This is a genomic window from Spiroplasma sabaudiense Ar-1343 (assembly GCF_000565215.1).
Taxonomy (GTDB): Bacteria; Bacillota_I; Bacilli_A; order Mycoplasmatales; family Mycoplasmataceae; genus Spiroplasma_B; species Spiroplasma_B sabaudiense.
In genome coordinates this window covers 262,634-287,520 of sequence record NZ_CP006934.1, presented here as the reverse complement: position 1 = coordinate 287,520, position 24,887 = coordinate 262,634, and the positions used below count along the sequence as shown (strand labels likewise).

Sequence of the window (24,887 nt, the reverse complement as noted above, 5' to 3'; positions counted from 1 at the left end):
ATTTAATTTATTTTTTTATTAGCTTTGAGCTACAGCATCTTTTAGTTGTTTTGCAACTTTAAACTTTGCAACCTTTGTTGCAGCTATTTGAATTTTTGCACCAGTTGATGGGTTTACCCCTTCTCTAGCTGCTCTATCTGCAACTGAAAATTTACCAAACCCAGCAATTGAAACTTCATCTCCGCTTGTTAATGCGTTGGTAACTTCATCAAAAATGAATCCCAACATTTTATCCGCTTCTGATTTTTGAACATCAAAATTACTTGCTAATTTTTCCGATAATTCTTTTTTTGTCATTTTAATACCTAAACTTTCTATACCAAAATAATGTCTTTAAAAACATTATTTATGGTAGCACTTGGCATACTATTATTATAAAGTATTTCATAAACTAATTCAAATAGTGGTAAATTAATTTTCATTTTTTTTGCCATCTTATATGCTATTTTGCAAGCAGTAACACCTTCAACTGTTGTTTTATAGTTGTTCAAAACAGTTGCTGCATCATTTGCAGCTGCTATTTCCATGCCTAATCCGAAGTTTCTTGACTTACGACTAGTTGCTGTCAAAATTAAATCTCCTAAAGCTGCAAAATTAGAAGAGGTTTCTGGTTTTGCGCCACAGGCTAAACTTAGACGTTTTATTTCATTGTGACCAATTGTTATCAAACTGGCCTTAGAATTATCTGAACTTTCAAACCCGAACATAATTCCGCTTGCGATTGCAACTGTGTTTTTTAGTGCGGCCGCTATTTCACAACCAATTAAGTCATCTGTTGGAAGAACTCGAAAATACTCATTATTAAAAATTTCTGCAATTTTTTTAGCAACTTTAATGTCTTCGCTGCAACTCATAATACAAGTTGGTTTGCGCTGAATTACTTCAATTGCAACAGATGGTCCAAATAGAGCTCCATAGCTTTCCATAATATTGGTATTTGCAAACATTTTAATAACTTTTTTACTCAAAACGTCTAAATTTTCCTCGTCAAGACCTTTAGCAACATTTATAATTATCATTTTATTCTTGGCATACTTGATAATTTCTGTTACTACTTTATCGATTGCTAAAGTCGGGACTCCCAAAACTAAAATTTCTGTTTTTTCTAAGGCCGCTGGTAGGTCAGTTGTTGCTTTAATATTTTTGTTTAATAAAGCATCTTGAAAAAATACCGGATTTTTATGATTATCATTTATTTCCATAACTTGATTTTCATCAATGCCATACATTACAACTTTGTGAGAATTATCAGCTAATACATTTGCTAAAACCGTCCCATAGGCTCCGGTTCCGATTATTGTAACATTTTTCATAAAATACCTACTTTCTTTCTCTGAAAATTAAATTCATTGGAACACCATTAAAATCAAACTGTTGACGAATCTGATTTTCTAAGAATCTTTTATACGAGAAATGGACATAGCTTGGATTATTAACAAACATTACAAATGTTGGTAAATAAGCTTCGACTTGTGATCCATAATAAATTTTTAAACGCCCCCCATTATGGTTTGGGGCTGGATTTAATAATTGAGCTTTATTTAAAACTTCGTTTAAAACACTTGTTTTAATTCTCTTCTTTAAGTTTAAACTCACGTGTTCAATGGCTTCAAAAATTTTATTAATTCTCTTACCTTCTTTTGCGGAAATAAAAACCATATGTGCATATTGTAAATATTTGAAGTAAGCTTTAAACTCTTCCTCTTTTTTGATCATTGAATTCGTATTTTTATCTGGAATAATATCTCATTTGTTTCCCACTAAAATGATTGGTTTATTTTCTTCAAATGCTAGGCCCCCAATATTTGTATCTTGATCTGAAATTGGAATTGAGGCATCAATTATCAACAGAACAATATCTGCTTTATTAATGCTTGTTAAAGCTCTTAGAAAGCTATATTTTTCAAGGTTTTCATAAATTTTTCCTCGTTTACGAATTCCCGCAGTATCAATAACCACATATTTTTGACCATTAACTATGATTTTACTGTCAACAGCGTCTGTGGTAGTTCCTGATATTTCGCTGACAATCATTCGCTCTTCACCGGTTATTGCATTAACAAGGGACGACTTACCAACATTTGGTTTACCTATAATTGCAATATTTGTGGTGTCATCAGAAATATTCTCAACTTGCTTTGGCATTGCAGCGATTATGCGATCTAATAAATCACCAATTCCAATACCGTGGGTAGCTGAAACCAAAGTTGGCTCCCCAAAACCTAAAGTCATAAATTGAAACGCCTCTTCATCTGTTGACTTTTTGTCATATTTATTTACAACAAGTAGAACAGGTTTTTTAGATTTATAAAGAATTTTTGCAACAACTTCATCATCAATTGAAATTCCATCTCTATAATTAATAACGAAAACTATTACATCGGCTTCCTCAATCGCTATTTCTGCTTGCATTTTAATTTCTTTAGCAAAAGGGGCATCTTGAAGAGTAATCCCTCCAGTATCAATTACAATAAAAGGCAATGTTAGCCATTCAGCGGTGCCATACATTCTATCTCTAGTAACTCCAGGAACATCTTCAACAATGGCTTTTTTTTCGCGAATTATTCTATTAAAAAGAGTAGATTTTCCCACATTAGGTCTTCCAACAATGGCAACCAAACCTTTTTTTTTCATTATAACCAACTCTTTCTAAAAAATAATATTCTCTACAAGATTCATAATCATTTTTACAACTTCATCAATACTTAAATTGCTATTATCAATTAAAATTGCATCAGAGGTTATAATTAAAGGACCTTCACTTCTTTTCATATCTGAATAGTCTCGTTTTTCAATTGCAATTTTAATTTCTTCAAAGCTATTTGGAAAGACATTTTGCTCTTGATTTTGTTTGAAGCGTCTTAATGCTCTAGCATCAACTGAACTATCTAAGTAAATTTTTAGTTCAGCGTCAGGAAGCACAATAGAGGCAATGTCTCTTCCAACAACAACAAAGCCACGACCTTGAACCATATTTCGTTGTTTTTCAACCATTCAGTCGCGAACGACTTTTTTTGTTGTCACCTTATTAATGTTTAAAATAATCTCACTACTTGTTAAAAAATTTGTTACGTCATGTCCGTTCACTACAATTTTATCATTTAGAATCATAAAATCAAAATCATTTAAAGCTTTATTAATCATTTCTTCTTGATCAAAATCAATTTTTTTATAATTGCAAAGTCACGTAAATGCGCGGTACATCAAACCTGTATCTAGAAATACATATCCTAGCTTTTTAGCAACAATTTTCATAGTAGCTGATTTACCACTTCCAGCAGGTCCATCAACTGCGATATTGATTTTTTTCATAATTATTAATCCCCTTTATATAAAAATCGGTATGATAATTGCTAAAAGCATCAAAATTATTAAAATCGGCAGGAAATAAATCATTCATTTAAAGCGATATTTAAACATTTTTGTTTCCTTCATTATTAGATTATAACTTCGTTCATTCTTGTCAGAAACCTCTTTTAACATTTCAGAGGTTGTTCGATTATCTGCATTACGAACTTTCGTTACTGTTGCAAAATTGATATCTGATGTAAAATTTTGGTTCCCATCAGTTCTTTTTCTTAAATCTATTACTTGATCTTGAAAAGTTTGTTCATTTCTTGCTATTTTATGGTAATAATCAATAAATTTTTGACTTGTTAAATTTACTGAATTTGAATCATCGATTCTCTCAAGAATTGGATTTTTCTTTTCTTTTGCCTTTTTGGCTACTTGTTCTCCATAAGATAACTCATTTATAAATCGACGTAAATCGTATTTTAATTCTTCTTTTACCAATAACTTAGACTTGTCTTTGTCTAAATAAGGTTTTTCAATTGTGTTTTTTTCATCAAATTCTTTTACTTTTGCTCTAAAATAATTTTTATCAATTCCGTCAAGAGTTTTAAAAATTGCTGAAATATTAGAACGTTCTAATTGACTTTCCTTTTCAATGATTATGTCGCGATTTACTTTTTGGTGTAACTCGCGATTTCGCTCCATTCGTGACAATTGTTGATTCATTATAGCACCTACCGTATCTTAAATATTATAAATTATTTTGACATTATTTGCGAAATAATAGTAATATTATTTTAGGTGAAATTATGGATAAAAAAAGAACATGAATTGACCAATCACTTTGCATTGGTTGCCAAGCTTGCGTTGAAATGGATGAAACAGAAACGCTTTTTATGGATGAAAATGGTTTAGCAGATGCTAAGCCAAACAAACTACAGTTAGTTGAATCGCAAATGGTCTGCCCAACTGGAGCCGTCAATATTGATGAAGATTAATCAATAATAAATGCTATTTCTAATCGAAGGTAGTATTTTTATTTGCAGTTATTTTTTTATTGCAAATTATGACAAATAAAATTTGACAAAAAAGAAATTGAGAGGGTAACCTCTCAATTTTATATTTTCTTTATTTAAAATTTATAAAAATTTCCTTAATAACTTTATGACTAACGATAACGATGATTAATTGGTTTCATTCTTTCTTCAACAATTGCAAAAACTACGTAGAATAACATAAATCTAGCTAATTGGATTCCAAAAACCCCACCAACAAATGGTCAGAATATATTTTGGATATTTGATCAGCTTGCCTCATTCTCGTGGTCATGGTGATGTCCACCCTCTTCTGCATGGTTTGCGTGTCGTGGAGAAACTAAATCATTTATATCAACAGTGGGGGTTCCACTATGGTCATGACTATGAGTATGTCCCGAGTTAGTTCCAGATAAACTAGCAACATAAAGCGCTAAAATAAATAGTCCTGTGGCGATTGCAGCAACCAAAGGAATAATAACAACACCTGGAATTCAACGTTTTATATTATCGACTTTTTTATTTGGGTGTTTGTGAAAAATTGAATTTTTAAATAACACATAAAAAATTGCTCAAAATATAAAGACAGCTGACATGTATGCTATCATATCAAATGCAATTTGAATCGGACTATGGTCAGAGTGTATTCCAAAATGAATCCAAGGAATTAAAAAAGCAATTAACTCTGAGAATATTAGCCCCAGTGTCGGTATCGATACAATTGTAACTAATAAATCCAAAATTCTAATGTTCATTTTAACTCCATAAATCGGAATTGATAATAAAGTTTCAGACAAAGCATCAATTAATGTTGATATAATTGCTAGTCCTAAAAAAATTGATGTTAGAGCAATCTTAAAAGTTAAGTTACGCTTGTTAAAAGTGAAGTGATTTTTAATTGAAAAGTCACTTAAACTAACATCATCATGAGAACCAGAAGCTGTGAAGTGGTGTTCCTCGTGATAGTGATCTTTTTTAGAGTGCCCAGTTTTTCCTGGGGAAAATGGTACATCGTGGTCAATGTTATTTTCAACAGAATTATCTATTGAAATTTTAGAACGTTTTTTATCATTGTTTAGACTTGACATCTATTTCCTCCTTAATTATATTAAATATAAATAACCTTCTAAATTAATTATATCTTATACCTATTAAAAAGCAAGTCAATTGCGTAAAAACACGACAAATAAATTATAATGTTGACACCAATTTTAACAAAATTAAAAATACCAATTGGAAATAACAAAATATTTTGACTTTCAATTGGGACTCCATATAAAGTTAGTAAAAAAGCTCAATTTATGAAAATACCCATGGCAGCCGTAATAAATGCTGTAATTAAACCACTAAATCCTTGAATGATATACATACGGCTTAGATATTGCTTTCTATTTAAATTAGTATTTATTAAAAATTTATAAAGTAAAAAACTAAGTATTCAAAATGAAAGTACAGTAGCCAAGTCGATTATATTCATTGCCAATAAACCCACCGGTTCATCACCAATTATTAACCGAACTCAAGTTCCAATAAAAACGAATATTACCGTATAAAATAAATTTAAAAAATAAAGAACCACTAGATATGTGACTAAGGTTAATTCTAAAACCATAAAGTCAACCGGGGGAATCTTAATCATACCCATAATGAATCTGCTAAAAATAGCCAATGTTATATTTAAAGCCAAAATTAGGGATAAAAAAGTTATTCTTAGCGTTGTTAGTTCAAAATATTCCTTTCACTTTGTTTTTTGGTAGCGAATTTTAAAAACAATATTTTCGTTATTTTTATCTAAATTCATAGCAATCTCCTATTTTTAATTATATTAAATTTTATCTCATTTTAAGGTTTTTTTGTAATACAATTTATTTAGTTAAAGGGAGAAAATAAATGAGCAATAATGTTATTGAAATGATTGTTGAAATTCCAAAAGGAAGCAGCAATAAATATGAGTATGATGTCAACACAGGAAAAATTGCCTTAGACCGTGTTTTATATGGAGCAAATTTTTATCCTGGTGAATATGGATTTATCCAAAATACATTAGACTGAGATGGGGATCCATTAGATGTTATAAGTTTAGTTACTTATCCAACACTACCAGGAGTAGCTGTTAATATTAGAATTTTAGGAAGTATTAAAATGATTGATAACGGAGAAATTGATACTAAGTTATTTGGAGTTTTTCATGATGATCCAAGATTTGATACTTATAAGAATTTGGAAGATGTCCCTCAACATTTACGAGATGAAATTGAAAACTTTTTTTTACAGTATAAAGCTTTGCAAAAAAAATCAGTTAGAATCGATGGTTGGGGTGATTTAAATCATGCTCTAAACGAAATCAAAGAATGTAAAGAACGTTTCAAAAAGTATGAAAAACAATTAGCAACTCCAAATGGAAAAAATGAAATAATAGCTGAATGAAAAGCCAAAGGGTTAGGTCAAGCTTAGTTTCTACATTTATTTAAAAAATTGACTATAAAATAGTCAATTTTTTATTTATTTAAATTAGTTTTACTTTTTGAAGTTTGGAAGATAGGACTTCTTTACAAATGATAGTTAATTAAAAAGTGATGAAGATTTTTTTTATAAGTGCAGCGGCTTATCTTGTAGCGCAATTGCCACTTCCATGATTGCCTCACTGACTGTCGGGTGAGGGTGAACCGATTTAGCTAATTCTGCAATCGTCCCTTCTGATACCATCAATGTTGTTATTTCAGAAATCATATCAGTGGCCGTTGAGGCAATAATATGGGCACCTAAAATTTGACCATATTTAGGGTCACAAATAACTTTTACAAAGCCATCGGTATTTCCATCAGCAATCGATTTACCATTGGCAGCCAAAGGAAATTTAAAAGCTTTATAAGGGATTTTTAAATCAATCACTTGCTCTTCGGTTAAGCCAACCACGGCAACTTCTGGTGAAGTATAAATACAAGAAGGCATATAACTATAATTCATTTTTGTTTGGTTACCAACAATATTTTCAATCGCAACCTCTGCTTGATTGGAGGCGACGTGTGCCAACATAATTTTTCCGGTAACATCTCCAATTGCATAAATATTTGGAACTGATGTGCGACAAAAGTCATCAATTTGAATAGCGTTTCGTTCAGTCAGCTTAATCGGTGCGTTCCCAAAATTAATTAGATTAGGGCGTCTTCCAACAGATTGAAGAACATAATCAAATTCGGTAAAACACTCTTTTCCGCTTTTATCATTATAATAAATCTTATTATTTTCAATTCTTAATATTTTAACACTGGTTTCAATTTTAACATTTGGGCGTGTCAATAATTTTCTTGTCATTTCTTTTGAGATATCTTTATCTAAAATTTCTAAAATTGTATCTAAGCCTTGTAAAATTGTAACCTGGGTTCCTAAACGACGAAATAATGAAGAAAACTCAATACCAATTACCCCACCCCCAATTATAACGATACTTTTGGGAATTTCTTTTAATGAGAGAGCTTCAGTTGAAGTTATTAGAGTTCCTGCTTTTTTGGCTTTTTCAAAACCAGGCAGGGTTAATTCATTGGCAACACTTCCAGAGGCAATAATTAAGTTTTTAAACTTAATGGTCTCTCCATTTACTTTTAAACTGGTGTTGTCTACAACATCAGCGCTGCCATCAATTCGATCAACTTTGTTCTTTTTAATCAACATCTCAACCCCAGTTACTAATTGCTTAATAACAGCTTCTTTTCTTTTAATCATTGCATTTCAATCCGGTTTGACAGAATCCTTATCAACCAAGATTCCGTATTTCTCTGCATTTTTCATTGTATTATAAACACTTGTACTTTTTAATAATGCTTTGGTTGGAATACAACCAACATTCAAACATACTCCACCATAATACTCTTTTTCTATTATTAAGGTTTTTAATCCATGCTGAGCTGCTTTAATGGCGGCAACATAACCTCCCGGACCTGCCCCAATTATTGCTAAATCATATTCTTTCATCTTATCTCTTCACTTTCTAGTTGATTAATAATGCTAAAGGGTTTTCTAGCAAAAGGGCTACTTTACTCAAAAATCGACCACCATCTGCACCATCAATTATTCTATGATCAACTGTTATTGATAATGGCAGCATTGATTTTTTAATGATTTCGTCATTGTCACCAAATCCTAATTGCTCAACAATTGTTCCAACCCCTAAAATCGCAGCTTCTGGAAAGTTGATAATTGGAGTTCCAAATTCAATTCCTGCTGAACCAAAATTAGTAATTGTAAAAGTACCACCCTTCATATCATCAGGGGTTAAGGTGTTAGTTTTAGCCTTTTGAGCTAAATCACGAATATTAGTTGCAATTTGCAAAACTGATTTTAAATTAGCTGACTTTACAACCGGAACAACTAAACCACGTTCTGTATCAACAGCAATTCCGATGTTAAAAAATTTTTTAATTAAAATATCATCTCCATCAAGACTAACATTAATATTATTGAACTCTTGTAAGGCAGTGGTTACTGCTTTGACAATTAGTGGTAAGTATGTTATTTTATATGCTTCTCCTAAAATAGAATTTTTAAGGTCTTTTTTTAAATTGACAATTTTAGAAATATCAACAGTTTTTGTCAAAGTAACAGCTGGGATTGTGGTGCTTGAATTCACCATTGCTCTGGCAATTGCTTTGCGGATTCCCGACATTGGTTTACGAACTACCTCATTTGAAGCAACGCTTGCAAATTCTGGAACAAAAACACTTTGCTCTGGAGTTTTACTTGGAGTTGTGACTGATGCAACATTTTCTAAGTTATTTTGATTATTTGTAGCAATTTTTAAGTCTTCCACTAAGATTCTGCCATAAGGGCCAGTTCCAACAATTTTACTTAAGTCAATTTTTTTATCAACAGCCATTTTTCGCGCTAATGGTGTAATACGAATATCCAAATTAGAAGGAGTTGTCTCTTTGGTTTCCAAAGTTCGAGATTTAATTAAATCGTTGGAAATTGGGACCGCCCCAACAACAGATGCTCCTTCTTCAATTGGAGCTTTATTTGGTGCTGATTCAATAACAACTGGTGTTTGAGTTGCTGCTGCATTTGAGCCGTCATCTATTTCAATAACAACATCACCAACCTTGATAACTTGACCCTCTTTAATATTTACGGCGCTAATAATACCAGAAACTGGTGCGGGAATTTCTGCTGTGACTTTATCTGTTTCAACAGTAAATAATTCATCACCCTCTTCAACTTTGTCCCCGATTTTAAAATTAACTTTAAAAACAGTTCCTTCAGTTAGTCCTTCTCCGATATCTGCAAATTTTAATTTAAACATTTTTTTACCTCTCTTATTAGAATTTGAATTCAATTGTCTCTCTAATTTTATCTAGAACTTTATTTACATTTGGTTGATGAAAGTACTCTCCCGCATCAAATGGAATCATAATATCATAACCTGTTACTCTAGCACACGGGGCTTTTAAGTATTCAAAACATTCAGATTGAATGCTAGCAATAATTTCTGAGGAAACCGAAAATGATCTGACAGCTTCATGAACAACTAGCAACCTTCCTGTTTTTTTGACAGACTCTACAATAGTTTTTTTATCTCAGGGTTGAATTGTACGCAAGTCAATTAACTCAATTGTTGCATTGGGATTTTCATTTTGATATGCTGCAACAGCTTTTTCACAATCCATTACCTGGGCACCATAGGTTACAATGCTTAAATCGTTACCCTCTTGGATTGTATAGGCTTTTCCTAGGGGCAAGGTATAATACTCATCTGGAATTTCTTGTTTAAATGCACGATAAATTTTAGTTGGCTCTAAAAAAATTACTGGGTCATTTGATTCGATGGCTGATAATAACAAACCTTTTGTATCAAATGGTGTTGAAGGAATAACGACTGTTAATCCTGGACAGTGTGCAAACATTGCTTCCAAAGCTTCTGAATGATGCTCTAAAGCACGTATTCCTCCACCCATTGGCATTCTTATAACAATTGGGCAAGTTCAACGTCCTCTAGTACGATTTCTAAATCTTGCAATATGAGCAAAAATGTTTTGGAAAGCTGGTAGTGAGAATCCCTCAAATTGCATCTCAACTATTGGACGCATTCCAGCAACTCCCATTCCGATCGCTTGTCCTGCAAGAGTAGCTTCAGCAATTGGTGCATCAAAAACTCGGTTTTCTCCAAATTTTTCTTGTAATCCAACAGTCGCTCTAAAAACCCCACCTTCAAAACCAGCATCTTCTCCATAAATTATGATGCTTTCATCTTTTTTCATTGCTAACTCTAAAGCGTGATTTAAAGCTTGGATATTGTTTAATGCAGCCATTAGTGACCCCCTCTTTCATAACCGTGTTTATCAAAATGAGCTTTTGCCTCTTCATATTGTTCTTTTAATAAATCTGGCATTGTTTCAAAATTGTATTTGAAAATATCTTCTAGTTCAACTTTGTTATTTGCTAAAACTCATTCAAATTCTTTTTTAATAAATTCTTGTTGCTCTAAATCTAATTTTTTTTGTAAGTCATCGCTTCATATTTTTTTGGAAATTAAATATTTTTTAGTTCTAATTAGTGGATCGCGAGTTAAAGCTTCTTGAAATTCTTTTTCTGGACGATAAACTTTAGGATCATCTGATGAAGAATGGGCCCCTAAGCGGTATGTATCAAATTCTATTAGACTTGGACCTTTACCTTCTCTTGCGAGCTTAATCGCTTCTTCAACAACAGAATAAACGGCAAATAAGTCATTACCATCAACTATTACATTTCTGATGCCAACAGAAACCCCTTTTATAGCAAAATTAAGGGCTTTTGTAGCTTTTGAACGTGGCGTTGAAATAGCTCATTTGTTATTTTCAACCATAAAAACACAAGGGACCTCGTGGAGTTTTGCAAAGTTCATAGCTTCATAAAATTCACCTTCGCTAGTTCCTCCATCTCCTGTAGTTGTTAAAACGACATTTTTAGTTTTTTTATATTTTTCCGCAAATGCAATTCCCGACGCCTGAGAATATTGTGTTGCAATGGGAATATTAACTGGAAGAACATTAATTCCTTCTGGAGCAATATTTCCTGTTTCATTTCCTGCTCAGTATAACATAATATTGCGCATTGGAATTCCAGCAGTTAGCCAAGCTGCATTATTTCGATAAGCACCAACAAATCAGTCAGCACCTTTTTTCACTTGCATTGCATAGCCAACCTCTGTAGCCTCTTGGCCAGTTGAACTAAGAAATGATAACATTTTTCCTAGTCTTTGCATCTTATTTTGATAGTCATCTTGATTTCTAGATAGGTTCATAATTTTATAAGCTTCTAAAACTTTTTCATCGGTTAATTCTTTTGAACGTAATTCTTCATGAATTACATTACCTTCCTCGTTTAGGATTTCAACTCGCTGATTTTTAAACGAGTCATATTTTTCAAAAAACTTCATTGATTGCTCCTTTTCAACATTTGTTGCATTTTTTTCTTTATTTTTTTTTGGCATAAATTCTATGCGATTAATAATTTGTACTTCTGTTTTTGATTCACTAGTGAGTAAACCTTCTTGATGACCATTTGAATTTTTTTTAAAATCGTCTACTTCTAAAACAACCGCTTTTAAATTTTTAGATTCAGGCTGGATTTTTTGAGATTTTGAATGCTTACTTTTTTTTATACGAAGAGTTTTATCTTTTGTATAATAATTACTTAAATAAAAGTTCGATGATTTCACTTTTGGTAAAATTTTCTCCAAAAACTTTTTTAATTATTTCTTCATTCAAAACTTCTTGAATTGTACTTATTTTATATTCCAAACCCTTCAATAAGTCTTCAATTTCGGCAGTTCCCTGGCTTCCTAAAAAATCTCCATAAAATTTAGCTTTTATTATTTTAGAGTCTTGAATATTTAAATTGGCTTCAATTAGCCCTTTATTCTCTAAGTAGGCTTTGTTGCTATAATCAAAAGCTTCTTTTTCTTGAAAATTCCATTTATCTGTTATGAATTTTTCATTACGTAAAATCTCAATTTGCCTCAATTCTGATTCGGTAAGTTGAATTTTTTCAAGAGTTTTTGAAACTTCTGCAACTAGCAATTCTTTAAAAATTTCAATGGTAATATCTGGACTCACAAAATCTTTTATATTTGCGACTCGAGCTGTTACTGACTGAATTTTTTTTGCATTGATTTTTAATTCATCAACATTTAAATACTTACCAATTAATTCTAAATTCATATTAAAAATTAATGTACCATGATGCAAGAGTCGATTCCCTTGACGGTGTTGGGCATTGCCTGAAACTTTTTGACCATTAACAATAATATCGTTTTTCCCCGAAAAGATTGCAGAAACTCCAATATTATTTAAAACCTTCACGATCGGCTTTAAAATGACTTCATAAGTTTTGGCTTCATCATCATTTGCATTCAAAATAAACGAAAAATTTAAATTGCCTAAGTCATGATAAACGGCGCCACCCCCAGAAATTCGTCGAACCACTTTTACATTGTCGCTAAAACAATTTAACTGATTTATTTCCTGATAGGTATTTTGGTTCCTTCCCACCACGACTGTATTATCGTTTTGTCATAAAATAAAAATAATTTCTTCTGTTTTGCGTTCTAATAGCGTGGCTTCTAGTGCCAAATTGTAATATGGATCCACTGAGGTATTGTTAAAAAAAAGCATTTTATCCCCCCTCATAATAGAATTCTATCACTATTTTTCTAAAATGTAATAATTTTTTCTAAAAAGAATTAACCTTACGGAAAATATTGTATTTTAATGATAAAATAATTGTGTGTTGAAATCACTAAAGGAGATATACAGGATGAAAACTATTATTATTGGTACTAATCACACCGGAACTACCGCTGCAAGAACTTTGCGACGCACAAACAAAGATATGAAAATCGTTACTTATGACAAAAATGACAACATTTCATTTTTAGGTTGTGGAATTGCTTTGTGAGTAAAAGGTGACGTGAAGGATGAAAGCGGCTTATTTTATGCATCACCAGAAATTTTGAAAAGCGAAAATATCGATGTTTTTATGAAACATGAAATGATCGGCTTAGATGAAAAAAGAAAGGTTGTCAAAATTAAAAATTTGACTACCGGAGATATTTTTGAAGATTCTTATGATAAATTAATTATTGCTAACGGAAGCTGACCAATCATTCCCCCAATTGAAGGAATCAGATTAGATGGAATTAATGTTGTTAAAATATTCCAACACGGACAAAAAATTAAGGAAGCTAACGATAATAAAGCTATTAAAAAAATTGCTGTTGTTGGCGCTGGTTACATTGGAATCGAATTAGTAGATGCTTTTGTCGCAAACAATAAAGAGGTTACACTAATTGACGTAGCTGATAGAATTATGCCCCGATATTATGACCAAGAATTTACAGATATGGTTGAAGCCAAAATGAAAAAAATTGGAGTTAATTTAAAACTTGGCGAAGGGGTTAAAAAATTCGAAGGTAAGGACGGGAAAGTGACTCACGTAGTTACTGATAAAGGAACTTATGAAGTAGATATGGTAATTTGAGCAGTTGGTTTCAAACCCGAAACAGAAATGTTTAAAGGAAAAATTGACTTAGCAAAAAATGGCGCAATTATAACAAACGAATTTATGCAAACTTCAAATAAAGATATTTATGCAGTTGGTGATTCCGTTGAAGTTTTCAATACAGCTTCTGGTAAAAAATCTTACCTTGCCTTAGCAACAACCGCTGTTAGAACAGGAATTATTGCTGCATTGAATATTACAAATAATAATAAACTACCTTCACAAGGATTTGCAGGAGCTAATGGTATTTCAGTCTTTGGTTGGAATCTAGCAGGAGTGGGAATGAGCGAAACCGCCTGTAAAACAGATGGCATTGATTATGACTGCATCATGTTCTCCGACAATGACAGACCAGAATTTATGGAAACCTATAATAAAGTTTGAATAAAAATAATTTGAGAAAAACAAAGTCGCAGAATAATTGGTGCCCAGATTGCCTCAGAAGTTAATCATACTGAAGTTATGTATATGTTCTCACTTGCAATTCAAAAAGGGTTGACAATCGATGAGCTACCTCTAGTTGATATATTCTTCTTACCACACTTTAATAAACCATACAACTTTATCACTTTAGCTGGACTTGAAGTTTTAGGATTAAATTACTTTAAAAAATAGATTTAATACGATATCTTGGTTCGGGTTTAAAATTCAAGAAAATAATTAGTACAAAAGCGATTGTTAAGCAATCGCTTTTAATTTGCTTTTTTTGCAATTAATAACTCTTAAGTTTAGTAAATAATTATACAAAATCGCTGTAGAACTCAAAATTATAAAAATAATAGAACCTACTATGAAAAGTCAGCCAACCCCAGAAATTGCAATTTCTTTTAGTGGTTGAGGGCTATGAATATTCAAGAAAAAGTATGGATATTGTATTGAAGGATGTTTATTGGCTAAAAACAAGAATTCTCCTCTGATTAAAGAATAAGCTAAATAAATAAATGGATAAATGTAAATTTTTCATAAATCTGCTGCTAAAAACTTTTTAGTTGTTCTAACTAGACGAGGATCGTATCAAATAAACAAATAAAGAAGCATTGCCACCGGGGAACAAAAATGTAGAATTATACTGTTAATCCAGATAATTGGACTTAAAGGCAAATTTATTGGAAATAAAAATAATCAAAAAATAAAAAAAGTTATTGAAATCATTGAAGCAATTATGATTGTAAAATCTCTCCTTAATATTTTTGGTCTTTTTCAACTTGATTCAAAGAAAGGAGCGCATAAAAATCAAATTATCACAAAAATATTAGTTTGGATTGTAAAAAAAGAAAAGAAATTTATAGAATAACCTTCATAGTCAAACAAGGCTCGGCCGTTTGAATCAAAACCTAAAAGTCATAACTGCACACCAGTTTTTTCAATCTTTATTTCTCTAATAAATATTAAATCAGTAAAATATTGAACTAATATTACAATAAGAGGGATTGCCGCTCAAAATAAGCAATAAATTACCTTGAATTTCTTTTTTAAATAGAGAATAAATTTCATAAAACCTCCTTAGAAAAATAAAAACAATTGTACTACTTTAAAAATAATGCAATTGCTAAGAAATATTGATTTTGTAAATTTTTTATATAAGTTTATTATACTAAATAATATTGAATGGTCCTAAAAATTTTTGGTTTTCAACTTGTTTTCAAGTTCGAAAAATTGGTGTCAATAAGTAAGGGATAGATCTAGAATATACTCTAGCGGCTAAGTAATCTTCTTTATAACCTATTAAATTATCCTTAATAAACTCTGTCATTTCCATTTCATAAAAATCCTCCAAATTACTTTTCGACTTTTGACTGATTAAAAATAAAATTATTATCCCTAAAAATGCTGCTAGCGAAGTTGAAGGTAGCACAGGATAGTTTTGAAGAAAAATTAAAAAATCATTCTCTTTGATTGAAATAGGAGCTAGTTGTCAGAAAATAAAAAAAGAAATAGTGGCAACTACGCTTGAATAATAAATAATCTTAAAAAATAAAGGAAACGTAGTTGTGATTGAACGATAATATTTTATATTATTATTATTTTTATAAAGCCTGCACGCTACTCAAATTCTCCCCAAAATATAATCCAATTCGTATCCAACAGAATTAAATTGTATTTTTGGAAGATAAATTATTTTCTTTTTTCTATCAAGACCTGAAAAAGTTTTTATGTAGTTTGCCTGATTTTCGTAAATAACTTGAAGTTCTGAACATTTATTGTAAAATAGAAACTCTTTAATGATTTGATTGATTTTTGAACTTGCAATATTAATATCTGCTGATTTTATTATTGGAACTTTTAAATTATTATAGTAGTTAGAAAAATAAAAGCGAATTGAAAATAGAGCCACTAGAGTTGAGATAACAGTAATAATTAAAACTAAATTTACATGATAAACTGATGACATATATTCATCTCCAATCAAGGCTTAATAATAAAAGTTACTCAGTGAAATTGTGATAGACCTCTTGGACATCTTCTAATTCATTCAGACGATCAATTAATCGATTAAAACTTGCTTTTTTGTCAACATCTGTTATTTGAACTTCATCATTTGGAAGCATTGTTGTTTCAGCGATTTTGTATTCTTTAACTCCTATGTTGTCTAATGCTTGGCGCACCTGATTAAAAGCAGCAAAAGGAGCATAAACAAAGGTCATTTCTTCTTGTGAAAAGACGTCATTTACTGGAATATCAAGTTCCATTAGTTTTTCCAAAATTTCTTCTGTAGTAAACGAATCAAAAGCGAAAACACTTGTTGCTTGAAACATGTGAGATACTGAGCCAGAAACCCCAATTTTGCCATCATTTTTCTTAAAAACATCCTTAATCTCTGCAATTGCTCGATTAACATTAGAAGTTAACGAATCAACAATTATAGCAACATTTCCTGGACCATATCCTTCATAGCGATTAGACAAAAATGACTCATTGCTAACTCCAGCCGCTTTTTTAATTGCTCTTTCAATGGTATCGGTTGGAACCTGTTTTGACTTAGCTTTATCTATTGCGCTTCTCAGTGCTAAATTTGCGTTAGGATCTGTTCCCCCTTGTTTGGCTGCCATATAAATTTCTTTTGCTGCTCTCCCATAAATCGCAGACTTCATTGCGGCTGTTTTTGCCATATCAGCTTTGCGAACTTCGTGTGCTCGACCCATTGTTATTCCTACTTTCTTCTTATACTAATTTATTATATAATTATTTTTAAAAAAATCAAAAACTAAAAGAAAATCTAGCATTAGTTGTTAAAACTTTATGCTAGATTGATTATGGTTTAAGGCTTGGATCTTTTTTATAAATTTCATTCATAATGATTTCCATTTTTGCTTCAATGTCATCTGTTTCAGCATCAACGACGAAAAACGGGAAAGTATCCTTATGAAGTTGATAAAAATCGTTGTATCGTCTATTTAATGCATCTCAATAGTCACGATCCATTAACCCTTCGCTATCTCTTCCGCGGGTTTTAATTCTTTCAATCGCCTTATCTGTTGAAACTTTCAAATAAATAATAATATCAAATTTAACTCGTTCATCTGGAATTGATAATGTTTGCAAAACTACATTTTCATAAAAATCGTTGTATGTCTTAAAATCAACATCATTTACGTTTCCTAAATCGTGGTTTACTTGCATAAAAATTGGATCTTCTAAAATTGTACGGTCAAAAATTATTTTCTTCAATTGTTGAGCTTGTTTAAGTTGCTTACTTCTTGCTGCCAACATAAAAATTTGCATTTTAAAGACATTATTTTTAATATCCTCATAATAAGCCTCAAAATAAGGGTTATTATCTATTGGTTCTGGGAAAATTTCGTGACCAATCTTTTTACTAATATATTCTGACACTGTTGATTTACCAGCTCCAACAGTTCCAAATAGTGCTATTCGCATAACTTATTCCTCACTTTACTTGTTTTTTTATTATAACTTATATTTGATTTAGTTAAATTAAAAATTATTTTTTTTCAAAGAATCATTATCATTTTTTCGACGAACCGCTGTAAAGATTCCATAAAATTGCTTAACTTCATGCGGTTTTAATGGTCGATAGTGTCCTGGAGTCAAATCATCAATTTCCAAAAACTCAATTTTTGTACGTTTCAATTTTGTTAAAAAAATATCTGCTGCGATAAGCATTTTTTTAACGTGGTGTTTGCGGCCTTCTGCAATTTTGAGTTCAACAATTGAAACATCTTTTTCCTCATCAAACTTAACCAGCCTTGAACTAATAGCTTTTGTTTTATAATCATCATCAATTACCACACCTCTGGTAAGTTGCTTAATTTGAAATTTAGAAACCTTGCCCTTACAAAGTGCCTGATAAGTCTTAGTGAACTCGTAACGGGGATGCATAACAAAATTTGCAAAATCACCGTCATTGGTCATAATTAGAAGTCCAGAAACATCATAATCCAGCCTTCCAACCGGATAAACTCGTTCAGGAAAATCATTAAAGTAATCAGCAACAGTTGGTCGGTTTTTTGGATCTTTCATTGTTGTCAAAACTAGTCTAGGTTTATAGAACAGTAAATAAACCTTCTCTCCCCCAGTTAATAGTTCCTTGCCAGAAATAATAATTTCAACATCAGTTTCAAACTTAGTACCCAACTCAGTAACTACATTTCCATTGACACGAACTTTTCCAGCTTCAATCAATTCTTCAGCCTTTCTTCTTGAGGCATATCCTCGGTTAGCAATAATCTTTTGTAAGCGTTCTTGTGCCATATTTTATTGCTCCCTGCTGAAAATATCAGCATCATCTTCTAAATTTGCTCCCGGTAATTCTGGCAGTTCCTCTAAACTATTCAAATTAAAAAGCTTCAAAAAGTCATTTGTTATTCCATAAAGCATCGGGCGCCCCGGTAATTCTGATTTACCCATTTCTTTAATTAAATTTCTGATTTTAAGCTTGTACATGATTGCATCACATCCAACCCCACGAATTTGTTCTATTTCCGGTCGAGAAATCGGACCTTTATAAGCAATAATTGATAGAGTTTCAATTGAAGCGCTTGATAGCTTAGATTCTGTTTTGATATTGGTCATTTTTGATAAATAATCGTGATTATCTTTTTTAGTTACCATTCGGTAGCGATTCCCTGCGAATTTTTGAATATCCAATCCACATGACAAATCATTGCGGTATTTTTCTCGAAGTCCTTGTAATGCTTGTGCAATCTTGGCTGCACTTTGATTTTCTAAAATAAGATGAATATAGTCTTCACTAATTCCTTCATCACCATTAACAAATAAAATACTTTCAATAATTCCCATTATTTTTTCATTAGTCATTTTTTATACCTACTTTCATTTTATTAATTTTTTTGAATATACTTAACTTCAATTTCTTCACCAACTTGATTAATTGAAAGAATTTGGCTTTTGGCTAAATCCAAAATTGCTAAAAAACTTGCAACAAGCATTTGAATTGACAAATCTTGCACCAGCAAAAATTCTTCAAGCTTCCAAGTTTTAGATGGGTTTGATTCCAAAATTTTGATGATCTGAGAACTCATGAATTCAGGAGAAACATCTTTTCTAGTGATGGTTTTAACTTCTGGATTTTGCAATTGATTTTTTTCTATAATTTTTAAGAAAATATTTGCAAACTTATCTAAATCAATATTAATTGGCGCTAGTGGCAAACTATCGTCATCAACTTTTACAACTTTAATAACTGATTTGGGTTTAGAATGACTTTTGAAATATTCATTTTGTTTTTCCTTGAAAAAATCCAAGGTTTGTTTTATTTTATGATATTCCACCAAACGACCCAATAATTTTGTTCGTTGATTTTCTTCAAAATCCTCATCAATTACCACTTCTTCTCGCGGAATTAAAGATTTTGATTTTAGTTCTAATAAGTAGGCTCCCATAACTAGATATTCACTGGCAATTTCAACATCTAATTCTACAAAAGAATTAATGTAATCAATATATTGATTTGAAAGTTCTAATAAATTAACTTCTAAGATTCCGATTTTTTTCTCCTTAATAAGATGGAGTAATAAGTCTAAGGGACCAGTAAAATTATCCAATTTTATTTCATTTCAAATTTTCATGGTTTCCTCCTAAATTATTTTTGAATTTTTTTAGAGCGATAGCTTAAAAGCTCATTTATTTCAGCATCACTTTGAAAATGTTCGTTTATTAAAAGCAAGCACCTTGCAACAACGATAAATAATAATAAGATTGAAAAATTAATATTATATTGCGAAGAAGGGTCAGCAAAGTCGTGCTCTAAATTATTGCGTAGTTTTCTGACATAATGTCATGCATTCGAACGGCGAATCTGATTAATTTTATCATTTAATTGCTCAAAGTTTTTTGAAGACTTTGTAAAGTTTTTTGATTCCTCACCAAAATTAATAAAAAATTTTAGTGATAACTCTTTATTGTCAATTGGGTTATTTTTGAAATATTTCTCGTTTAAATGACTTATAATATAAACAAGTTTATCAAAGATTGAGAATAAGTACTTAAACATTTCGTTTTGCTCGTGAAATTCAACAGAGTTAATTTTAAACAATTTTTGATAATTTTTTAACGAATCATAGCGATATGATTTTTCCAAATAATACCTTACCATTGATTTGACTTCTGTGAAAATCATAAAATTGAAAAATATTGTTTTTTGAAATAAACAGCGTTCTAAAAGTTCTTTACAGTAGTTTAAATTATTAAAAATTAATTCCAAATCACTTTCAATTTCAAATTTATTTTTAAAAATTATCGCTAAATCTCGACCACTAGTTTTGCTAATTTCTGTTAGTTGAAATACCATTTCATCGTCTTTGAAAATTTTTTCATCAACAAAGTCTGTAATACCATTAATCACTTCTTTGAACTTTTCAGAATTAATCGGTGTTCCTGTCAAATAGTCATTTAAAGTTTTTAAGTCCATAAATTCTTTATAGTTTTTATTCATTTAAATTGCCCTCTAATTAAATTATAGACTATCAAAGCAAAAGTTTCACAACTTATTTAAATACGTTGCGAAACTTCAACTATAAATTATAATTTGGGGCTTCTTTTGTTATTTCAATGTCATGGGGGTGAGATTCTTTTAACCCAGCATTGGTTATTTTTATGAATTTGGTTTTATCACGAAGCTCAATAATGTTTTTAGAACCTGTATAGCCCATTCCTCCACGTAATCCACCAATTAATTGAAAAATAACGTCACTAACAGCGCCTTTAAAGGCCACGCGACCTTCAATTCCTTCAGGAACTAATTTTTTAGCCCCTTTTTGAAAATAACGATCGCTACTTCCACGTTGCATCGCAGCAATGCTTCCCATTCCAACATAAGTCTTATATTTTTTACCATTTACAATTAGAGCTTCCCCTGGGGTTTCATCTGTTCCTGCCAGGATGCTTCCAAGCATTACGCAGTTTGCTCCAGCCGCTATTGCTTTAACAATATCACCTGAATATTTAATTCCCCCATCAGCAATAACTGGGATGTTATTTTTAACACATCAAGAATAGACGTCATTAATTGCACTAATTTGAGGCACTCCAACTCCGGCTACAATTCGAGTTGTACAAATACTTCCCGGTCCAATTCCGACCTTAACAGTGTTTGCTCCTGCGGCAACTAGGTCTTGGGCCGCTTCTTTTGTGACAATGTTACCAGCGATAATTTCTAAGTTTGGGAACTGTTTACGAATTTGAGCAACCGTTTCCAAAACCCCTTTACTGTGTCCGTGAGCTGAGTCAACAACAATGACATCAACACCAGCCTTTTCTAGAGCATCAACTCTTGCTAGAGTATCTGCTCCTGTTGAGACGGCTGCTCCAACACAAAGTCTTCCTTGCAAGTCTTTGCAAGCATTTGGGTAATCATTGCGATTATTAACATCTTTGGTTGTGATTAAACCAACCAATTTATTTTTGTCATCAACAATAGGGAGTTTCTCAATTCGATTTTGAATAAGGATTTTTTTAGCTTCATCTAAAGAAATTTTTGGCTTTGCTGTAATAATGTTCTGTTTGGTCATTACCGTATCAACACAGTCATCAAACGATTGAGCTGCTGCAATATCACGATTTGTAATAATTCCGATTAATAACCCTTGATTATCAACTACAGGAAATCCTGAAACTCGATAATAACCCATTAACCGATCGGCTTCAGCAATTGTAGTAGTTTTGGGAATTGTGATCGGATCATTAATGAAACCAGATTCATTTCTTTTAACTTTTTCTACTTCTCCAGCTTGCTTTTCAATTGTTAAATTTTTGTGAATTATACCAATTCCACCTTCACGAGCAATTGCAATTGCCAGTTTTGACTCTGTCACTGTATCCATTGCTGCTGAAATAAATGGGATATTTAAAGTAATCTTATTTGTCAATTTAGTTTGCAAATTAACTTCGCTAGGAGTGATGTCACTCTTTCCTGGAATTAACAAGACATCATCAAAAGTGATTCCCGTTGCTACAATTTTATTGTTTAGATTATCTGTCATTTGGCTACTCTCATTCTATTGTTCCTGGCGGTTTTGAAGTTACATCATAAACCACACGATTTACATGATCAACATTGTTGATTATTAAAGTTACGACTTTTTCAATAAATTCCCATGGCAAGTGTGATGCTGAAGCGGTCATAAAATCAATTGTGTTAACCGACCTTAGGCTTGCAAGGTACTCATAAGTACGATTATCCCCCATTACTCCAACTGTTTTAACTGGGAGCAATACTGCGAATGCTTGATCAACACTATTATATAAATCAGCTTTTATTAATTCATTTATAAAGATATCGTCAACTTCTCTTAGGATGTCTGCTTTTTCTTGACTTACTTCTCCAATAATACGAATCCCTAATCCTGGTCCAGGGAATGGATGACGATTAATCATTGAAGCTGGAATTCCCAAGTTGATTCCAACCTTTCTTACTTCATCTTTAAATAGGTCGCGAATTGGTTCTAGTAATTTGAATCCTAATTCTTCAGGAAGTCCTCCAACATTATGATGGGACTTTATTGTTTTTGAGGCATGATCTGGAGAACTAGATTCAATAATATCTGGGTAAATTGTCCCTTGAGCAAGTCATTTGGCATTTTTTAATTTCTTAGCTTCACTATTAAACACTTCTACAAATTGCTTACCAATGATTTTACGCTTAGTTTCTGGATCGGCTACTCCTTTTAAGGCTGTAAAAAATTGCTTAGAAGCATCTATTAATTTTATTTTCATTTTGAAGTTATCCTGATAAGTTTTTAAAACTTTTTGCGCTTCATTTTTTCTTAATAAGCCTGTATCCACAAAGATGCAAGTTAATTGAGAACCAATTGCTTTTGAGATTAATGCTGCAGCTACACTAGAATCAACACCCCCAGATAGGCCAAGAATTACTTCATCATTTCCAACTTTAGCTTTAATTTCGGCAACAGCTTTATTAATAAAGGCACTAACTTCTCAGTTTGGGTCTGCATGGCAAATATCAAAAATAAAGTTTTTTATCATTTGATTTCCAAATTCTGAATGGGTTACTTCAGCATGAAACTGAATCCCATAAAAATCTTTATTTTTGTGTTTGATTGCAGCTACACTAGCATCTGAGTGCGCCAACTTAATAAAATCTTTGGGCATTTTGGTTAAGTGGTCAGCGTGACTCATTCAAACCAATTTTTCATTTGGAACATCTTTGAAAAGTTTATTATCAAAATCATCTAGATATAATTTAGCTTTACCAAATTCTTGATGGTCAGCTAATTCTACAACTCCTCCATAAACTGAAGTCATTAATTGCATTCCATAACAAACACCCAAGACTGGTAAACCTAAATCAAAAAAGTCATTATCAATTTGATAGGCTTTGTTTTCATAGACACTTGAAGGACCCCCTGATAATACAATTCCCTTTAAATTTGGAAAATTCTGCATTGCTTTGGCCGAGGTTCTAAAATCAAGAACTTCTGCTAGAACTTTATTCTCACGAATACGTCGAGCCAAAAGTTGTGTATATTGACTACCAAAATCTAGTATTACTATCTGTGTTTCTTTCATTGCGGCTCCTTAAGTAATTAATATTCTTAAAATTATATTATAATAATTTGCTATTAACAAGATAATCCCATATTTATTTTATTTTTAAAATTAGGTTGTAAAATAATTTGTGTTATTATGATTTTGGAGGTATAAAATGTTTAAATTAAAAAACAAAAATAATGAAATTTTAGTCAATAATTTCATTAAATATAATAATGATATTAATCTTAATAACGGCTTAATAAAAATCGTTGAACACCAAAAAGGTAATTTTATTGAAGTTGATTCAAGTAGAACTGATTTAAAAATTAACTTTTTGTACTCTCATTTATGAAAGGCCGAAGAAGATAAGGAACTAGCAATTCAGATTATCAAGAAATATAATCAAATTGACCAAAATCTAGTATACGTAATGATTGATGAAGACCAAAGATTGCAAGAAAATCAATTTCAAGATCTTGGTCTTTACTTTGATGTTAAATATAAAGCGATGGTAATGGATTTAGAAAAAGCCTATTTAAAAGAGATCAAAATTCCGACTGGATTTACTTTAAAAAACGTCGAATTAGAAGATTTAGAAGAATTTAAAAAACAAATTGATGATGGTTTTGGAAGCGGAGTAATTGATACAACAAAGTACAAAGCGCTAGTTGAATTAAATAAAGTCAAAAAAATTTGTCATTTAATTGTTGTTTATCATAACAATCAGGCTGTGGCGACCGGAAATATTTATTTTGAGAATAACTATGGAGTTGTTGATGATATTACAGTTAATAGCAAAATGCGAGGGCAAGGTTTGGCATCAGTGGTTTTAAACAATTTATTTTTAACCGCCAAAAAGCAAGGAATTAAAAAATTGCTTTTAGTATCCACCAAGGATGGATTCCCAATTTATGAGAAAATGGGATTTGAGAGAACTGGATTAAATTTAATGATTTACAAAATTAAAAAATAGTAGTATTTTCAAAATGCTACTATTTTTTTGATTGCTACAAAATAATATCTTTAAATATGATAAAATTTTTGAGAAAAGGT

26 protein-coding genes are annotated in these 24,887 nt (G+C 31.3%); 4 read left to right on the top strand and 22 right to left on the bottom strand.

The features are described 5' to 3' along the window. Nucleotides 1-18: 18 nt before the first annotated feature. The 5 genes from SSABA_RS01350 to SSABA_RS01330 are packed head-to-tail and all read right to left on the bottom strand — an operon-like array spanning nt 19 to nt 4,020. Nucleotides 19-297, bottom strand: a complete 279-nt coding sequence (locus tag SSABA_RS01350; protein ID WP_025250803.1) for an HU family DNA-binding protein — start codon at nt 295-297, stop codon at nt 19-21. Between the two features lie 17 nt (nt 298-314). After that, nucleotides 315-1,313, bottom strand: a complete 999-nt coding sequence (locus SSABA_RS01345) for an NAD(P)H-dependent glycerol-3-phosphate dehydrogenase (protein ID WP_025250802.1) — start codon at nt 1,311-1,313, stop codon at nt 315-317. Nucleotides 1,314-1,320: 7 nt separating this feature from the next. After that, nucleotides 1,321-2,634, bottom strand: coding sequence for a ribosome biogenesis GTPase Der (gene der / locus SSABA_RS01340; RefSeq protein WP_025250801.1), 1,314 nt, complete (start codon nt 2,632-2,634; stop codon nt 1,321-1,323). A gap of 15 nt (nt 2,635-2,649) precedes the next feature. Further along, nucleotides 2,650-3,312 carry a (d)CMP kinase gene (gene cmk / locus SSABA_RS01335; RefSeq protein WP_025250800.1) on the bottom strand — a complete coding sequence of 221 codons (663 nt, stop codon included), beginning with the start codon at nt 3,310-3,312 and terminating at the stop codon, nt 2,650-2,652. Nucleotides 3,313-3,327: 15 nt separating this feature from the next. Then, entirely contained in the window at nt 3,328-4,020 is a 693-nt protein-coding gene (locus SSABA_RS01330; protein ID WP_025250799.1) for a hypothetical protein, read from the bottom strand. Nucleotides 4,021-4,103: 83 nt separating this feature from the next. On the opposite strand from SSABA_RS01330, the gene SSABA_RS01325 reads away from it, so the two are divergent. Beyond that, entirely contained in the window at nt 4,104-4,292 is a 189-nt protein-coding gene (locus SSABA_RS01325; protein WP_025250798.1) for a ferredoxin, read from the top strand. Nucleotides 4,293-4,462: 170 nt separating this feature from the next. Here the strand turns inward: SSABA_RS01325 and SSABA_RS01320 are convergent, their stop codons facing one another. Beyond that, nucleotides 4,463-5,416 carry a hypothetical protein gene (locus SSABA_RS01320; RefSeq protein ID WP_025250797.1) on the bottom strand — a complete coding sequence of 318 codons (954 nt, stop codon included), beginning with the start codon at nt 5,414-5,416 and terminating at the stop codon, nt 4,463-4,465. Between the two features lie 47 nt (nt 5,417-5,463). Next, nucleotides 5,464-6,129 (bottom strand): hypothetical protein, encoded by a 666-nt coding sequence (locus SSABA_RS01315; protein ID WP_025250796.1) that lies wholly within the window; start codon nt 6,127-6,129, stop codon nt 5,464-5,466. 89 nt (nt 6,130-6,218) lie between these two features. Between SSABA_RS01315 and SSABA_RS01310 the strand changes: the two genes are divergently transcribed. Then, nucleotides 6,219-6,782, top strand: coding sequence for an inorganic diphosphatase (locus SSABA_RS01310; protein WP_025250795.1), 564 nt, complete (start codon nt 6,219-6,221; stop codon nt 6,780-6,782). Between the two features lie 135 nt (nt 6,783-6,917). Here SSABA_RS01310 and lpdA read toward each other — a convergent pair whose 3' ends face one another. The 5 genes from lpdA to SSABA_RS01285 form a co-directional block, all read right to left on the bottom strand. After that, nucleotides 6,918-8,300, bottom strand: coding sequence for a dihydrolipoyl dehydrogenase (gene lpdA / locus SSABA_RS01305; RefSeq protein ID WP_025250794.1), 1,383 nt, complete (start codon nt 8,298-8,300; stop codon nt 6,918-6,920). A 16-nt stretch (nt 8,301-8,316) separates the two neighbouring features. Beyond that, a complete protein-coding gene (locus SSABA_RS01300; protein ID WP_025250793.1) occupies nt 8,317-9,624 on the bottom strand; it encodes a dihydrolipoamide acetyltransferase family protein in 1,308 nt (435 codons plus the stop codon). A gap of 16 nt (nt 9,625-9,640) precedes the next feature. Further along, nucleotides 9,641-10,630, bottom strand: coding sequence for an alpha-ketoacid dehydrogenase subunit beta (locus tag SSABA_RS01295; RefSeq protein ID WP_025250792.1), 990 nt, complete (start codon nt 10,628-10,630; stop codon nt 9,641-9,643). Beyond that, nucleotides 10,630-11,739 (bottom strand): pyruvate dehydrogenase (acetyl-transferring) E1 component subunit alpha, encoded by a 1,110-nt coding sequence (gene pdhA / locus SSABA_RS01290; RefSeq protein WP_025250791.1) that lies wholly within the window; start codon nt 11,737-11,739, stop codon nt 10,630-10,632. Before pdhA ends, SSABA_RS01295 begins: the two co-directional genes overlap by 1 nt. A 253-nt stretch (nt 11,740-11,992) precedes the next feature. Continuing rightward, nucleotides 11,993-12,976 (bottom strand): lipoate--protein ligase, encoded by a 984-nt coding sequence (locus SSABA_RS01285; protein WP_025250790.1) that lies wholly within the window; start codon nt 12,974-12,976, stop codon nt 11,993-11,995. A 142-nt stretch (nt 12,977-13,118) separates the two neighbouring features. On the opposite strand from SSABA_RS01285, the gene SSABA_RS01280 reads away from it, so the two are divergent. After that, nucleotides 13,119-14,477, top strand: coding sequence for an FAD-dependent oxidoreductase (locus tag SSABA_RS01280; RefSeq protein WP_025250789.1), 1,359 nt, complete (start codon nt 13,119-13,121; stop codon nt 14,475-14,477). Nucleotides 14,478-14,540: 63 nt separating this feature from the next. Here SSABA_RS01280 and SSABA_RS01275 read toward each other — a convergent pair whose 3' ends face one another. The 10 genes from SSABA_RS01275 to guaA all read right to left on the bottom strand — a co-directional run bounded on the left by SSABA_RS01275 (nt 14,541) and on the right by guaA (nt 23,870). After that, on the bottom strand, nt 14,541-15,356 hold the full coding sequence (locus tag SSABA_RS01275) for a Pr6Pr family membrane protein (protein ID WP_025250788.1): 816 nt from the start codon (nt 15,354-15,356) through the stop codon (nt 14,541-14,543). A 100-nt stretch (nt 15,357-15,456) separates the two neighbouring features. Continuing rightward, nucleotides 15,457-16,254: a hypothetical protein gene (locus tag SSABA_RS01270; protein ID WP_025250787.1), complete on the bottom strand. Its 798-nt coding sequence runs from the start codon at nt 16,252-16,254 to the stop codon at nt 15,457-15,459. Nucleotides 16,255-16,288: 34 nt separating this feature from the next. Then, on the bottom strand, nt 16,289-17,005 hold the full coding sequence (locus SSABA_RS01265) for a YebC/PmpR family DNA-binding transcriptional regulator (protein ID WP_025250786.1): 717 nt from the start codon (nt 17,003-17,005) through the stop codon (nt 16,289-16,291). Between the two features lie 109 nt (nt 17,006-17,114). After that, a complete protein-coding gene (locus SSABA_RS01260) occupies nt 17,115-17,741 on the bottom strand; it encodes a deoxynucleoside kinase (RefSeq protein WP_025250785.1) in 627 nt (208 codons plus the stop codon). A 57-nt stretch (nt 17,742-17,798) separates the two neighbouring features. Further along, entirely contained in the window at nt 17,799-18,575 is a 777-nt protein-coding gene (locus SSABA_RS01255) for a pseudouridine synthase (RefSeq protein ID WP_025250784.1), read from the bottom strand. A gap of 3 nt (nt 18,576-18,578) precedes the next feature. Beyond that, complete coding sequence (gene scpB / locus SSABA_RS01250; protein ID WP_025250783.1) at nt 18,579-19,142, bottom strand: SMC-Scp complex subunit ScpB; 564 nt, start codon at nt 19,140-19,142, stop codon at nt 18,579-18,581. Nucleotides 19,143-19,165: 23 nt separating this feature from the next. Beyond that, nucleotides 19,166-19,912, bottom strand: coding sequence for a segregation and condensation protein A (locus tag SSABA_RS01245; protein ID WP_025250782.1), 747 nt, complete (start codon nt 19,910-19,912; stop codon nt 19,166-19,168). Between the two features lie 14 nt (nt 19,913-19,926). Then, nucleotides 19,927-20,778, bottom strand: coding sequence for a hypothetical protein (locus tag SSABA_RS01240; protein WP_025250781.1), 852 nt, complete (start codon nt 20,776-20,778; stop codon nt 19,927-19,929). A 79-nt stretch (nt 20,779-20,857) separates the two neighbouring features. Then, nucleotides 20,858-22,324 (bottom strand): IMP dehydrogenase, encoded by a 1,467-nt coding sequence (gene guaB, locus SSABA_RS01235; RefSeq protein ID WP_025250780.1) that lies wholly within the window; start codon nt 22,322-22,324, stop codon nt 20,858-20,860. A 4-nt stretch (nt 22,325-22,328) separates the two neighbouring features. Next, nucleotides 22,329-23,870: a glutamine-hydrolyzing GMP synthase gene (gene guaA, locus SSABA_RS01230; RefSeq protein WP_025250779.1), complete on the bottom strand. Its 1,542-nt coding sequence runs from the start codon at nt 23,868-23,870 to the stop codon at nt 22,329-22,331. Between the two features lie 136 nt (nt 23,871-24,006). On the opposite strand from guaA, the gene SSABA_RS01225 reads away from it, so the two are divergent. Next, nucleotides 24,007-24,807: a GNAT family N-acetyltransferase gene (locus SSABA_RS01225; RefSeq protein WP_025250778.1), complete on the top strand. Its 801-nt coding sequence runs from the start codon at nt 24,007-24,009 to the stop codon at nt 24,805-24,807. Nucleotides 24,808-24,887: the final 80 nt, after the last annotated feature.